Origin of the sequence: Turicibacter sp. H121, assembly GCF_001543345.1 — a bacterium.
Taxonomy (GTDB): Bacteria; Bacillota_I; Bacilli_A; order MOL361; family Turicibacteraceae; genus Turicibacter; species Turicibacter bilis.
Genome location: NZ_CP013476.1, coordinates 194,754 through 209,657 on the forward strand (window position 1 = coordinate 194,754; position 14,904 = coordinate 209,657).

The 14,904-nt window shown below is 34.9% G+C and carries 16 protein-coding genes; all 16 read right to left on the reverse strand.

The window, feature by feature from the left end; translation table 11 throughout:
• Positions 1-76: 76 nt before the first annotated feature.
• Positions 77-1,339, reverse strand: coding sequence for a proline--tRNA ligase (gene proS, locus AT726_RS00850; RefSeq protein WP_055241413.1), 1,263 nt, complete (start codon positions 1,337-1,339; stop codon positions 77-79).
• 105 nt (positions 1,340-1,444) lie between these two features.
• Entirely contained in the window at positions 1,445-2,698 is a 1,254-nt protein-coding gene (gene rseP, locus AT726_RS00855) for an RIP metalloprotease RseP (RefSeq protein WP_068758823.1), read from the reverse strand.
• Positions 2,699-2,712: 14 nt separating this feature from the next.
• Entirely contained in the window at positions 2,713-3,870 is a 1,158-nt protein-coding gene (dxr, locus tag AT726_RS12935) for a 1-deoxy-D-xylulose-5-phosphate reductoisomerase (RefSeq protein WP_068758824.1), read from the reverse strand.
• The gene (locus AT726_RS12940; protein ID WP_068758825.1) at positions 3,871-4,683 is read right to left on the reverse strand and encodes a phosphatidate cytidylyltransferase; all 813 of its coding nucleotides are present in this window, start codon (positions 4,681-4,683) and stop codon (positions 3,871-3,873) included.
• Between the two features lie 15 nt (positions 4,684-4,698).
• On the reverse strand, positions 4,699-5,463 hold the full coding sequence (locus AT726_RS00870; protein ID WP_068758826.1) for an isoprenyl transferase: 765 nt from the start codon (positions 5,461-5,463) through the stop codon (positions 4,699-4,701).
• Positions 5,464-5,681: 218 nt separating this feature from the next.
• The gene (locus tag AT726_RS12785) at positions 5,682-5,834 is read right to left on the reverse strand and encodes a hypothetical protein (protein WP_156343877.1); all 153 of its coding nucleotides are present in this window, start codon (positions 5,832-5,834) and stop codon (positions 5,682-5,684) included.
• A 23-nt stretch (positions 5,835-5,857) separates the two neighbouring features.
• Positions 5,858-6,034: a hypothetical protein gene (locus AT726_RS12945; RefSeq protein WP_172676247.1), complete on the reverse strand. Its 177-nt coding sequence runs from the start codon at positions 6,032-6,034 to the stop codon at positions 5,858-5,860.
• Positions 6,035-6,128: 94 nt separating this feature from the next.
• Positions 6,129-6,587 carry a GNAT family N-acetyltransferase gene (locus AT726_RS00875; protein WP_055274953.1) on the reverse strand — a complete coding sequence of 153 codons (459 nt, stop codon included), beginning with the start codon at positions 6,585-6,587 and terminating at the stop codon, positions 6,129-6,131.
• An 84-nt stretch (positions 6,588-6,671) separates the two neighbouring features.
• The gene (locus AT726_RS00880) at positions 6,672-7,133 is read right to left on the reverse strand and encodes a metal-dependent transcriptional regulator (protein WP_144436935.1); all 462 of its coding nucleotides are present in this window, start codon (positions 7,131-7,133) and stop codon (positions 6,672-6,674) included.
• Between the two features lie 118 nt (positions 7,134-7,251).
• A complete protein-coding gene (gene frr, locus AT726_RS00885) occupies positions 7,252-7,809 on the reverse strand; it encodes a ribosome recycling factor (protein WP_055241450.1) in 558 nt (185 codons plus the stop codon).
• Between the two features lie 2 nt (positions 7,810-7,811).
• Positions 7,812-8,528 carry a UMP kinase gene (gene pyrH, locus AT726_RS00890; RefSeq protein WP_055241452.1) on the reverse strand — a complete coding sequence of 239 codons (717 nt, stop codon included), beginning with the start codon at positions 8,526-8,528 and terminating at the stop codon, positions 7,812-7,814.
• Between the two features lie 76 nt (positions 8,529-8,604).
• Positions 8,605-9,477 carry a translation elongation factor Ts gene (gene tsf / locus AT726_RS00895; RefSeq protein WP_055274951.1) on the reverse strand — a complete coding sequence of 291 codons (873 nt, stop codon included), beginning with the start codon at positions 9,475-9,477 and terminating at the stop codon, positions 8,605-8,607.
• A 277-nt stretch (positions 9,478-9,754) separates the two neighbouring features.
• Positions 9,755-10,495 (reverse strand): 30S ribosomal protein S2, encoded by a 741-nt coding sequence (rpsB, locus tag AT726_RS00900; protein ID WP_055241456.1) that lies wholly within the window; start codon positions 10,493-10,495, stop codon positions 9,755-9,757.
• 232 nt (positions 10,496-10,727) lie between these two features.
• A complete protein-coding gene (locus AT726_RS00905; protein ID WP_055241457.1) occupies positions 10,728-11,123 on the reverse strand; it encodes a hypothetical protein in 396 nt (131 codons plus the stop codon).
• 283 nt (positions 11,124-11,406) lie between these two features.
• Complete coding sequence (gene nrdF, locus AT726_RS00910) at positions 11,407-12,372, reverse strand: class 1b ribonucleoside-diphosphate reductase subunit beta (protein ID WP_055241459.1); 966 nt, start codon at positions 12,370-12,372, stop codon at positions 11,407-11,409.
• 17 nt (positions 12,373-12,389) lie between these two features.
• On the reverse strand, positions 12,390-14,474 hold the full coding sequence (nrdE, locus tag AT726_RS00915; RefSeq protein WP_068758827.1) for a class 1b ribonucleoside-diphosphate reductase subunit alpha: 2,085 nt from the start codon (positions 14,472-14,474) through the stop codon (positions 12,390-12,392).
• Positions 14,475-14,904 lie beyond the last annotated feature (430 nt).

Consider the following 14,904-nt stretch of genomic DNA (forward strand, 5'->3'; position numbering starts at 1 on the left):
CCATGACTCTAAGTTATTATGGATTTTTTTAATTGATATAAAAAAAAGTTCTCTCAAAAAGAGAGAACTTTTCACATTATGCTAATGTTTCATATTTTTCTTGAACAAATGTCATTAAGTCAGCAACTGCCACTTCAGCAACTTCACCTGTTTGACGAACTTTTACTTCAACTAAACCGTCAGCAATACCACGTCCAACTGTTACTCGGATTGGTAATCCGATTAAGTCAGCATCAGAGAATTTAACTCCTGCGCGCTCTTTACGGTCGTCTAATAGAACATCAAATCCTGCTGTTTTTAAATCAGCATAGATTTTTTCTGCTGCTTCTAATTGATCTGCTTTTTTCACATCAACTGGAACGACATGAACATCAAATGGAGCGATTGATTTTGGCCAAATCATTCCATTTTCATCGTTATTTTGTTCAATTACTGCCATCATTACACGGCTAACACCAATTCCATAGCATCCCATAATGATTGGTTGTTTCTTTTGGTTTTCATCTAAGAAAACAGCATTCATTGGTTCAGAATATTTTGTTCCTAATTTGAACACGTGTCCAACTTCGATTCCTTTCGCGTGGTCAACGACACCAACACCGTCTGGAGATGGTGCTCCAACTGGTAAATCAGCTACCTCAATATTAGCAGCAAATGATCCAGTTGTTGAGTAGACGATTGTATCTTCTCCAATTTCAGCTAATGCCATAAATTCCGCAGATTGAGATCCACCAATTTGTCCACTATCAGCTTCTACCATACGGAAGTTTAATCCACAACGAGTAAAGATGTTTGTATAAGCTTGAACAAAGTTATTATACGCTTCATCTAAAGACTCTTGTGTCGCATGGAATGAATAAGCATCTTTCATGATGAACTCGCGTCCACGCATTAATCCGAAACGAGGGCGTGCTTCATCACGGAATTTTGTTTGAATTTGGTAAACTGTTAATGGTAATTTTTTATATGAATTTAAGAAGTCACGAACAACGTGTGTAATGACTTCTTCATGTGTTGGCCCTAAAGCAAATTCACGGTTATTACGATCTGTTAAACGCATTAACTCTGATCCATAAACATCCCAACGTCCTGATTCATCCCATAATTCTTTTGGTTGTAACGCAGGCATTAATAATTCATTTCCACCGATCGCATCTAACTCTTCGCGAACGATTCCTTCAACGTTATTTAAAACGCGTTTTGCAAGAGGTAAGTATGTATAAACTCCTGCTGCAACTTGTTTAATAAATCCAGCACGTAATAAGAACTGATGAGAACGAATTTCTGCATCACTTGGTACTTCACGTAGCGTTGGAATAAACATCATAGATTGTTTCATGTTTGGTCCTCCTAAAGCTTACTACGACTATTATTCAATTAGTCTCGACATTTTACCGTCTCTAATTGTTCATTATCGCATCTTTTTAATCCCTTTTCAATCTTTTTATGCACTAATTAAACGAATGATATCGTTAAATGTGACATAAATAAATAATCCAAAGAATAAAAGTAATCCCGTCATATGAATATAACCTTCAATTCGACGATCAACTGGACGTCCAATAATCGCTTCAATTAATACGAATAAAATACGTCCGCCATCTAAAGCTGGGAATGGAAGTAAATTCATAATTCCAATATTCACACTTAAGAACCCAACCCAGATTAGTAATGATGTTAATCCATAAGTCGCAATTGTTGACGTCATTTTATAAATGCCAACTGGTCCCGATAAATCATTAATTCCCGCCTCTTTTGTTACGAATAACATTCTAAAGGTCTCAAAAATTGAAACAAAAGCTTCTTTTGTTTTAAAAATGGAGTACTTGAAACCAGTTAATAATGATCTTTCATATTCAGGACCCACACCTATTGAAGAAACTAACGTTCCCTCACGATCATTGACTTGTGGTGTAATTTCTACCGTGTTTGTTTGGCCATTACGAATATAAGTTAGTGTCGTCGGTTCTGTCGTACTTTGAATAGCCGCTGTTAAGTCTTCCCAATTACTCACCACTTGATTATTATAAGAAACAATCGTATCCCCTTCTTCTAATCCAGCAACTTGAGCTGGAGAATCTTGAATAATTTGACCAAGCGTATTCGAATAGGTTGGCATACCTACTGATAAACCCACAATAAAGAATAAGACAAGGGCTAAAACAAAGTTCATCGTTGCTCCAGCTACCATAGTCGCAAAACGTGCCCATTTTGATTTTGATTCTAAACAACGATCATAAGGAGCAATTTGTTGAGTTCCTTTTTCAAGGATATAATACGCCTCATGTTCAACATTAAACTCACGAAGTATTCCATCTTCTGTTTCAAGGGATATCGTTAATTGTTTATATAAGTCAACCGATTTAATCGTTCCAATGACTTCTGGCTTTTGATCTTCTGGCTTTAAGTAAATTCGATCAACAAGTCCTTGTCGTGAAAAACTGACACCGACTACTTGATCAACCTTAACCATTTCTTTTTCAGCTTCTTCGCCTGCCATCGCAACAAATCCACCGAATGGAATAGCACGAATAGAGTAAGTTGTTTCCCCCTTCTTTTTACTCCAGACCGTTGGCCCCATTCCAATTGAAAACTCATGACATAAAATTCCATAATGTTTTGCTACAAGAAAATGCCCTAATTCATGAACTAAGATAATGATACCTAGTGCTAAAATAAAACTTATAATTCCTATCATCTGTCCTTCCTCCATTATTCATACTTTGTCATGATATTTTTTCGAACGTCACAATCAATTTCTAAAATTTCATCTAAGGTTGGGTTAGTAATCGTTTGATGGGCCGATAATGCTTCATAAACAACCTCTTCGATTCCTAGGAAACTGATCTTATTTCGTAAAAACAAATCTACCGCTGCTTCATTAGCTGCATTTAATACTGTCGGGCAACTTCCGCCCATACGTCCAGCATCATAAGCCATCTTTAAACATGGGAAGCGCTCAAAATCCATTGGTTTAAATTCTAATGTTCCTACTTCAGCTAAATTCAATGATTTCGCCTGCTTTAAATCAATACGCTCTGGATAACTCATTGCAAATTGAATCGGAATACGCATATCCGGTGTTCCTAAATGGGCAATAATACTCGTATCTTCAAACTCAACCATCGAATGAATAATACTTTGGCGATGTAAAATCGTTTCAATACGATCGTAGGGCATATCAAATAACCAATGTGCTTCAATGACTTCTAGTCCTTTATTCATCATTGAAGCTGAGTCAATAGTAATCTTAGCCCCCATCGACCAATTGGGGTGATTTAACGCTTGCTCACGTGTAACATTTTTTAGCATCTCTCGTGTATAATCACGGAATGATCCACCACTTGCTGTGATAATCAATTTCTTTACCGCTTTTGAATCTTCACCTTGTAAGCATTGATAAATTGCCGAATGCTCACTATCAACAGGTAATAACTTAACCCCATATTGCTTTGCTTTTTCCATGACTAAATGTCCAGCTGTCACGAGTGTTTCCTTATTTGCAATTCCAATGGTACGACGCATTTCAATCGCCTTTAGTGTTGGTAATAATCCAACTGATCCCATCACCGCTGATAATACAAAGTGTTCATCTCCTGGTACTTCGTCATAAGTTGCAACCGTGATTAATCCTTCACTTCCAAATCCAAAATGAATGGCTGGATATAAGTGAGATAACTTTTTCGCATCTTCTTCACTGATAACTGATACATATGACGGCTGAAACTCTTCAATAATTGCTTGTGTTAGTTGGATATTACGTCCCGCTGAAAAAGCGACTAATCGAAACTTATCTGGATGCTGTCGAATCACATCTAGTGTTTGCGTTCCGATTGAACCTGTTGCCCCTAATAAATAAATATTTTTCATCTAAATCACCACATTCAATACATTAATTAAAATATAAAGTGCCAATGAAGCATATAAGTGACTGTCAAAACGATCGAGAACGCCACCGTGACCTGGGAATAACTTTCCAAAATCTTTAATTCCATATTCTCGCTTCATTGAAGAAGCCACTAAATCACCAAATTGTGCTACAGCTGCTACGACTAAACTCATGATAATCAGCATTAAAATCTGAGTTGATAATCCCGTGAACACGCCGAAAACAGTTCCAATAATAATTCCTAATAATGTTCCACCGATTGATCCTTCTACCGTCTTATTTGGACTAATACGTGGAGCTAATTTACGTTTCCCTAACTTACGTCCAACAAAATAAGCACCGGAATCTGTCACTGCTACGACAATAATCATAAATAAGAATAATTTTAACCCTAAAAATCGAATAAATATCATGGAGTGAAAGGTTGATCCGACATAAAAAATAGTTAGTAGATAGTAACCCGCATCCTTAATTGAAAAGTCCTTACGAACCACAACCGCTAATAATAAAATAAATAAAAATAATGCCATTGTACCTAACCCAAAGGTTAACGTCCCAGTAAATGATAAAGTTTTAAAGTTAAACGAACTAAACATAATCATCAAAGTAGCTAACATTGTAAATAGCTTCACTTCAATTGGTGTTTTAGCAACTGTCTCTTTCATATCAATCATTTCCTGTGTCGCTACAAGGGCTAATAACAAGCCTAAAATGATAAACGGTAACTTTCCATAAATTAAAATCGGTAACCCTACCGCAATCATAATAATAGCTGTGATAACACGCTGCTTCATGATTTAAACACTCCTTTAGTTTGCTTCATTTAAAGCACCAAATCGTCGATTACGCTTTTGATAATCTAATAATGCTTCATATAACTGCTCTTCTTTAAAGTCTGGCCAAGCAATCGAAGTAAAGTACAACTCTGCATAAGCTAATTGCCATAATAAATAGTTACTAATACGCAATTCTCCACTTGTTCGAATCATTAAATCAAGTGGGGGTAAATCTGAAGTCATTAAGTGTTGATCAATCACGTCTTCATTAATGTCTTCCACATTTAACTGACCATTTTTAACCTCTGTTGCAATGGCTTGGACCGCTTGTTTAATTTCATCTTGTGAACCGTAATTTAATGCAATAGTTAACGTCATCTTCGTATTATTCTTGGTTAATTCACTAATTTCTAATACTTTTTGTTGCAAGTCTGTTGGTAATTCTTCTACATTTCCAATTACTTTTAACCTAATATTATTTTCAACTAACTCTGGAGCAAATTCATTAAAAAATTTAATCGGTAACTTCATTAAAAACTTCACTTCTTCATCTGGGCGTTTCCAGTTTTCTGTTGAAAAAGCATACACCGTTAAAGCTTTAATTCCAATATTCGCACATAGCTTTGTTATTTCTCGAACATTCATTGCTCCTTCTTGATGTCCAGCTGTTCTTGGAAGCCCACGTTTTTTAGCCCATCTTCCATTTCCATCTAAAATAATCGCAATATGTTGAGGCAATGGAGCGTTTAAAACTTGCTCTTTATTTACCTGTATCTTTCTCCTCTTTCTAAAGAACATTCAAGAAACCGCCTTTCATAAATTTAACCTATCTTGTATATTTTAATACACTTAACATCTTTTTTCCACTGACATTCAAGATTTATACAAATAAAATATACTTCCTCTCCTCTACAATAGAAAAAAGCTACTAAGAAAATTTCCTAGTAGCTTTATCTATATCAAGTCATCGTTTTACATCGTATAAAATCATGACATTCATTCATACTAAATACAGGTTAGTGTCTATTTAATCTTTTTTGAGCTTTTATCTTAATTCGATGAACCTCTTCTTTTGTTAATGGAGGAATCTCGCGACTCAACTCGACTTCTTGTTTTTTCATGTGTTTATGAAAAGATAATTTTACAAACTTATCATCTTTCTCACTCATCACATTTTACCTGCCAGATTAAATTAATCTTCTCGTTTAAAATATCCGTAGCGCTGTGCATTCGTTTTGACGCGCGTTTCTACTTTATGCGTCACACGTTTGGCATCACCAACAAATTCCGTACCAAACTCCGTTTCCATTTTCGATGCATCTGGAATTAATGCGTTACGAGCTAATCGTTTTGTTTGTTTTGTTGCCATGTAACTGCCTCCTTATGATGTAAAACGATGACATTTTTATTTTGCATTTTTTGTCGAAATATATGCATGAATCCTCATTAAGTCTAATAATTATTTAATCTAAAGTGAGATTCCATTCATAAACATTAATCTCTCGAACGCCCATCATATACATTTCAAGATGAAAAGGAACGACGTAGTTCCCTAACCATCGAGCTCCTAAACGTTGACACGTCTTATTTGATGGAAGATTATCTGGAAGACAGCTAATATACAGATAATTCATCCCATGTAATTGGGCCACTCGTTTAATAATTTGACAAGCTTTAGCTGCATAATGATGACCACGATAAGGGGGATATATTTCATACCCTATATTTCCTCCATAAAATGTATTTTCATTATATCCAACTCGAATATCAATTTTTCCAATCTCATAAGGCATTAAATGCTGTTTAATTTGAAAATGGTAGGATGGTGCGGCGAATTTTTCAAGATGAGCTGGAACTTTTTTTTCAATGATTAAATCAATTTCTCCATCTGTTAAATAACCCACATCTTTAAATCTAAACATGATATTAACACTCCTTCGTGTCCTTTACATTATTCCTTATCATCATACGTGACAATTCTAAAAAAATGAAAAAAAAGACAATATTCATTGTCTTTTTTTAAACTGATGAAACTGTTCTCGAATCTGAGGAAAACGAATAAAGAAATCTATTAATTTATTCAAACACTGAAGGGTTTCTTGCCCCACTGTATGTTCCATTTTTTCTGTCTCATCTAATAAATCTTGTTGAACACCAATCTCTTGTAAAAATTGATAGATTAGATGATGCCGTTGATATAAATACTGAGCGACTTTCCATCCCTCATTTGTTAAACGAATTTTCCCATAACGTTCATATATGATTAAATTCTTTTCATTCAATTTTTTTATCATCTTGGTCACAGAAGATGATTTTATATTTAATGAAGTTGCTAATTCATTTACTCTGATTTCTATTTTATTAGGCTGTGCTAATCGATAAATCATTTCAATATAATCCTCTTCGCTGGCAGTTAAGTTAGCCTGTTTCATGTAATCATAAAAGGTATGATACTCTTGAATTCCCACCTCAATTCCTCCCTATCCCGCTTTAATTACAATTCAATTTATTCTAGTTTTTAACCATCTATACCTAATTTAACTTTTTAAAAATAAAAAAGACTACCAAATAGGTAGTCCTATAAAACTAGATTGACATGATATCTTTTTCTTTTTCGTCCGCTGCAGCGTCTACTTCTTTGATTTTCTTGTCAGTTAATTTTTGTACATCTTCTGTGTAACCTTTTAATGCATCTTCTGTGATCTCACCATTTTTTTGTAATTTTTTAAGATCATCGTTTGCATCACGACGTACGTTACGGATTGCTACTTTTGCATCTTCAGCAAATCCTTTAACTTTTTTAGCTAATTCACGACGACGCTCTTCTGTTAAAGCAGGTACGTTTAAACGAATAACTTCTCCATCGTTGTTTGGAGTTAATCCGATGTTAGCCTCGTTGATGGCACGTTCGATAGAAGATAATGTTGATTTATCATATGGCTTAATCACTAATTGACGAGCTTCAGGAACTGTCACTTGTGCCATTTGATTAATTGGAGTTGGCATTCCGTAGTAATCCACTTGGATGTTTTCTAATAAAGCAGCGCTAGCACGACCTGTACGTAAAACTGCGAATTCACGTTTTAATGAGTCGATTGCTTTGCTCATACGAGTTTCAGCATTTGTTAATACATTTTTAGGCATGATTATCTCCCCTTTACAATTGTTCCAATTTGTTCACCAGCAACGGCTTTCTTAATATTCCCAGATTCATTCATATTAAACACTAATAATTCAATATCATTATCCATACATAAAGAAGCCGCTGTTGAATCCATAACTTGTAATCCTTGATTTAATACTTCTAAATACGTTAATTCATCGTATTTAGTTGCTTTTGGATTATAACGAGGATCATCGTTATAAACTCCATCAACACCGTTTTTAGCCATTAAAATAGCATCGGCATTAATTTCAGCCGCACGAAGAGCAGCCGTTGTATCTGTTGAGAAATAAGGGTTCCCTGTTCCTCCACCAAAAATCACGATACGTCCCTTTTCTAAATGGCGAATAGCACGACGTCGGATATATGGCTCAGCAATTTGATTCATATGAATTGATGTTTGTGTACGCGTTTGAATTCCACAAGCTTCTAAAGCATTTTGTAAAGCTAAGGCATTCATAACTGTCGCTAACATCCCCATATAGTCAGCACTTGAGCGTTCCATCCCCATTTCACTAGCCGTTTTACCACGCCAGATATTTCCTCCACCTACAATAATGGCAATTTCTACACCAGTTTCGTAAGCACTTTTAATTTGTAAAGCAATTTGTTGTACAGTTTCGGCATCGATACCAAACCCTTTTCCTCCAGCTAAAGCTTCACCACTAAGCTTTAAAACAACACGTTTATATGCAGACATTACGGCACCCACTTTCTCATCCTTTTATATCCAAAGCAAGGGACACAGTGCTGTGTCCCTTAAATATGAATCGTAATTATGCGCGAACTTGGCTCATTACTTCTTCAGCGAAGTTTGCAACAACTTTCTCAATTCCTTCTCCAACTTCTAAGCGGATGAATGATTTGATAGTTGATCCGTTGTTTGCAGCAAATTTAGCAACTGTTACATCACCATCTTTAACGAATGGTTGTTCTAACATACATACATCTGCTAAGAATTTGCGGATACGTCCTTCAACCATTTTTTCAACGATGTTAGCTGGTTTTCCTTCGTTTAATGCTTCTTGAGTTAAGATTTCACGTTCTTTAGCTACAACTTCTGCAGGAACTTGTTCTACAGTTAAGTATTGAGGGTTGATTGCAGCAGCGTGCATTGCAGCATCTTTAGCTACTTCTTCTTTACCTTCAACAACAGTTAACGCAGCAATACGTCCACCCATGTGTAAGTAAGATCCGAAGAATTCGTTGTCAGCTTTCTCAACAACAGTTAAACGACGTAAAGTAATTTTTTCTCCGATTGTTGAAGTTGCTTCGATTAACATTCCATCTACAGTAGTTCCTTCAACTTCGATTGCTAAAGCTTCTTCTACTGTTGCAGGTTTGTTAGTTACTAAGATTTTTCCTAATTTATCTAATAAAGTTAAGAATTGTTCGTTTTTAGCAACGAAATCAGTTTCTGAGTTTAATTCGAAGATAACTGCAGTGTTTCCTTCGATTGCTACTGAACATAATCCTTCAGCTGCTACACGATCAGATTTTTTAGCCGCTTTAGCGATTCCACGCTCACGTAACCAATCGATTGCAGCAGACATATCTCCATTTGTTTCTACTAATGCTTTTTTACAGTCCATCATACCTGCACTAGTTTTTTCACGTAATTCTTTAACCATAGCCGCTGTAATTGCCATTATGATTCCTCCTAATGTTTTTTATAAAAATTTAGAGTTTGCTTATAGTTGCATCTTCTTGATAATAACAAAAAAACACAAATATTGCAAGTCATTGAATACCTCAATCACTTATTTAAACGAATTCAGTCTTAAATACTCCCTATCTATTGTAACAGGTTTCTAAAAGCTTTATTCACTTAATTTTAAATTATCATTCTGAACGTTATTAATGATTAAGTAGTTTTCAAAAAAAATACCTTTAACTCATATTGAGAAAAAGGTATTCATTATCAAATTACTCAGCTGCTACTACTTCTTCAGCAACTACTTCTTCAGTAGCTACTTCTTCAGCAGAACCTTGGTTAACTTCGATGATTGCATCAACCATTTTACCAACGATTAAACGTACCGCACGGATAGCGTCATCGTTAGCTGGGATTACGTAATCAACATCTTCAGGATCACAGTTAGTATCTACGATACCGAATACTGGGATGTTTAATTTACGAGCTTCAGCGATTGCAATACGCTCTTTACGAGGATCGATTACGAAGATTGCGCTTGGTAATTCTTTCATATCGCGGATTCCGCCTAAGAATTTATTTAAACGATCCATTTCTTTACGTAATGTGATAACTTCTTTTTTAGGTAATACTTCGAAAGTACCATCTTGCTCCATAGTTTCTAACTCTTCTAAACGAGCGATACGAGCTTGGATAGTTTTGAAGTTAGTTAAAGTTCCACCTAACCAACGTTGGTTAACCCAGAATTGTCCACCACGGATAGCTTCTTCTTTAACAGCTTCTTGAGCTTGTTTTTTAGTTCCTACGAATAAAACACGTCCACCATCTTTAGCAACTTCTTGTAAAGCGTAGTATGCTTCATCTAATTTCTTAGCTGTTTTTTGTAAGTCGATGATGTAGATTCCGTTACGATCTGTGTAGATGTATTTTTTCATTTTTGGGTTCCAACGACGAGTTTGGTGTCCGAAGTGTACCCCTGCTTCTAACAATTGCTTCATTGAGATAATAGCCATTGTAAGTTCCTCCTAAATTTAAATTTGTTCGGCCGCCACATACTTCATCACTAATTGCCACTATAATTCATAGCACTCGACAATTCGCTCCATATGTGTGTGTATTTTTATGCCATGAATAAATGTATCATACTTCGCCTTTTTTTTCAATCGAATCTTCAATTTTTTTAGCTTTATATAAAAAAACTTTCTCAACGAGAAAGTTTTAGTGAGGTTATCATCTTCTATTTACCTAATTATAGTATTCTAAGTCTGCCTCATCTGCTACACAAATAATGGTTTGTAATAAAAATGGTGGAAATGAAAGTTGATTAGTCTTAATACTTTTTGGATCCGTAATTACTTTTGCACAACGAATTCCATCCTGTGTTAAAACTAATACATATTGTCCCTTTCTAATTTCTTGTTGCATCACTGCATATGTAAATTTTCCATTATATCCTTTAAATTGCACATCGACAACAGTCACTCGCTCATTTGAATACTGCTCATCAGTTACGAAGTGTTCCTCAATTTCATCCTTAACTTGCTGTTGTTCACCTTGTTTTGGAATCAAGAAATAGATTAACATTCCTAATCCAATTAATAATATGATTATGATGACACTAACCAACAAAATTGTTTGCACAATATCACCTCGTTACCTGTTTTCTCCCTATGACTATAAACAAATTTTATCCAATGTAACAGTCAAAATCAACAGTATTATGTATTTTTTTCCATGATTTTGACGCCATTCGTAATGTTTTTTCGAATCCCTCAAAATTCGACAAAATTCTTCTGGTAAATGACGCATTTTCACGTCGAAATCGACTGGTTATACAAAGAAAATAAGCTACTTTTTTATAAAATAGCTTATTTTGTAGAAAAAACAGGTTTTATGTTGTAATCATTATTACGCGTGCTTCACATTAAAACTCAAAATCTGAATCTTGTAATGGTTCTACCTTCGTCGTTTTAATATAACCATTCCCTTTTGTTGAGAAGAAATCATGATTCTTTGTTTCAACTGAAACTCCATTCATTACGATTGGATTAATATCTTGTTCAGTTGTTTCAAATAGCGGATCAAAGTTCAGGCATTGTAATGCATAGTTCACATTATACTGAATGTACGTCTGCACATCATCTAGCATTCCAATTTCTTTATATAACAATTTTGAGTAATCACACTCAATTTCATAAATATCCTGAATCATTGAATAAGTTTTTGCTTTAAGTTCTTGCTGCTTATCGGCATCAAATGTTGCAAATAATTCCTGCGCAAAAAAGCCAACACCAACGGTATGAAGTTTTTCATCACGTAAAATTAGATTAATAATTTCTCCACTATTCACCATTTTCCCTTGTCCCGCTAACCATAACGGTAAAAAGAATCCACTATAAAAGCAAACTCCTTCTAAACATAAACAACCTACCATCGACATAAAAAGAGACTCTTCATTTTCAATGCTGTAATAAGTCTTCATAATCCGATCAACCTTTTGTTGAAGGGATTTTGTTTCTTCGATCCAGTCAAATAATTCGTCAATTCGTTCTGTCGTACACAAGGTTTGAAAAATAGTTGAATACGACCTCGCATGAATACTCTCAAATCCTGCAAATAACGCTAAAATACTTTTCACAAAAAGACTTGGTGATTTTTCAGCAATTTTTTGAATTCCTGTCGATTGTTCTGTATCTAATAACGTTAATCCTGCAAGGATTCGCTCATACGTAACTTTAACTTCAGGAGCTAATGTTTCCCATGTTGATTTATCTTCTGAGACTGGGATTTCCTCAGGTAGCCAAAACTGTTCGGTTTGCTTTAAATATAAATCATCATAAAATTGATGATCTGGTGCGTTCCAATTCACTGCTTGATATCGTTGTTTCACCTTTCTCACCCTTCCCCTTAAACTGAACATGTTGTACATTCTTCAAATGCTAGATTTTTTGTACGCGTATAATATAAACTTTTTAATCCTAAATGATGTGCATATAAATAGTAACGAACTAACTCACGTGTACTCGTATTACTATCGACATAAAGTGTCGTACTAATTCCTTGATCAATATGAGGTTGAATTTCAGCCACTAACTCTAATACCTTCATCATATTCATATGGTACGCTGATTTATAAAAGAAAATATTATCTTCTCCTAAATACGGCATTGGATAGTAAGTCGTTGCATTACCGTATGTACGGCGCTCCACTAAATCAACGATTGGTAAAATACTTGCCGTTGCATTTTGGACATAACCAATACTTTGTGTTGGGGCAATCGCTAAGCGATAGGCATGATACATTCCACTTTCTTTTACAGCCGTCGCAAGTTTAGCCCAATCTTCCGTTGTAGGAATCATCATATCTCCAAACAATGCTTTAATACGATCAGTAGTTGGCGTATAATCTATTTCTTGATAATTCTTGAAATAGTTACCATTCGCATATTCAGATTGCTCAAAGCCGGTAAAACTTTGGCCTTTTTCAATCGCGATTTGCATACTACGCTCAATTGAATAATAATTCACCATCATAAAGAATGTTCGTGCAAATTCTTTCGCAAGATCACTTTCATAAGCAATTTTATTTTTGGCGAAAAAGCCATGTAAATTCATACACCCTAATCCAACAGCATGTAATTCATGATTCGCTTTATTAATGCCTGGTGCATTGGAAATAGCTGAAAGCTCACTAACACTCGTTAAAGCGTCCATTCCACTATAGACACTTTCTCGAATCGATTGCTTCTCCATCACATTGACAATATTTAATGATCCTAAATTACAACTAATGTCTCGGCGAATGATATCCTCTTGTCCATAATCATTAATCGTTGAAGTTTCTTGTAATTGGAAGATTTCTGTACAAAGATTAGACATTTTAATTTGCCCAATCTCTTTCAGTGCGTGAGCATCATTTGAATTTGATTTAAAAACCATATACGGATAGCCCGATTCAAATTGCATCTTTGCAATATGTGTTAATAGACGTCTTGCATCTAACGCTCGTTTTTTAATTGATTCATTTTGTACAAGTTCTTCATACATCACATCTAAATCTAAATCATCTAAATGTTTTCCAAGCGCTTGATAAACAGTATGTGGAGCAAAGACATACATCGGTTCATTCTTTTTGGCCAATTCAAAGAATTTACTTGGGACTACTACTCCAATCGATAAGGTCTGAATTCGACTTTTCTCATCTGCATTAATCTTCTTTGTATCTAAAAACTCTTCAATATCCCAGTGAAAAATATTTAAATAAGCTGCTCCTGCTCCTGGACGTTGACCAAGTTGATTGACATAGCTGAATGAGTCTTCTAACAATTTCATAACCGGTAACACACCGCTCGCTGCATTCTCAATTCCTTTAATCGACTCATTACGCGCACGAAGTTTTGATAAATTTAATGCCACTCCACCACCAATTTTCGATAATTGCATTGACGTATTAATATTATATGTAATTGAATTGAGTGAATCATCCATCTCTAGTAAGAAGCAAGACACCATTTCACCACGGCGAGCCTTTCCCGCATTTAAAAATGTAGGTGTTGCTGGTTGATAGCGCTGCTCAATCATTGCAACGGCATAATCCATTGCTTTCTTTGCATCCCCTTGCGCTAAGTATAATGCAACTGCTACAATTCGATCTTCATAATACTCTAAATATTGCTGATGATCATTTGTTTTTAAAGCATAATCTTTATAAAACTTTGAAACCGCCATGAACGATTGAAATTTAAACTCATAAGAAAAGACAGTCTCACGAATACTTAAAATATCGTCTAATTCATATAATCTAAAGAAATCTTCATAATAATTCTCATCAATTAGCCAGCGTAAACGTGCCGCTTCTGTCTCAAATCGCTTCATTTTCGATTCTACTTCTTCTAAAAAGGCTTGAACTGTTTCACGATCTTTTTGTAACTGATAAAATCCATCTTTCTTTTGCATTAATTCATTATTTAACTGAATATATTTCTGTTCCATATGCTCACTCCTTTTAGCGACTCTCTTTCAACGCGGTAATTTATAATAACATATTTTTTTCGACTTTTTCTACTAAAACGAACTGTTTTTTTTGTATATAAAAATGCAAAAAAAACCCTTTATTTTTATTCTTTTTTCATGGAGTGCCGACCTTTGTATTATTCACATTAAAAACACCCTCATACCTCACCAAACAAAAAGAAGTAACCCATATGGTTAGGTTACTTTAGCTCCAATGATACATACTTAAATTATCAGCTTTATCATGAATGATACAAATAAAAGTTTAAATTCTTACTACAGATCTTTACCTCTTATCACTTCCCAAGTCCCCTCTAGTCTTCCTGCTTATCTTTAGACCCTGTCTATTAAAGACATCTATTATTAATAAGTGATAGTAGGAAGTTTCCTGTTATACTAAAAAAAAAGA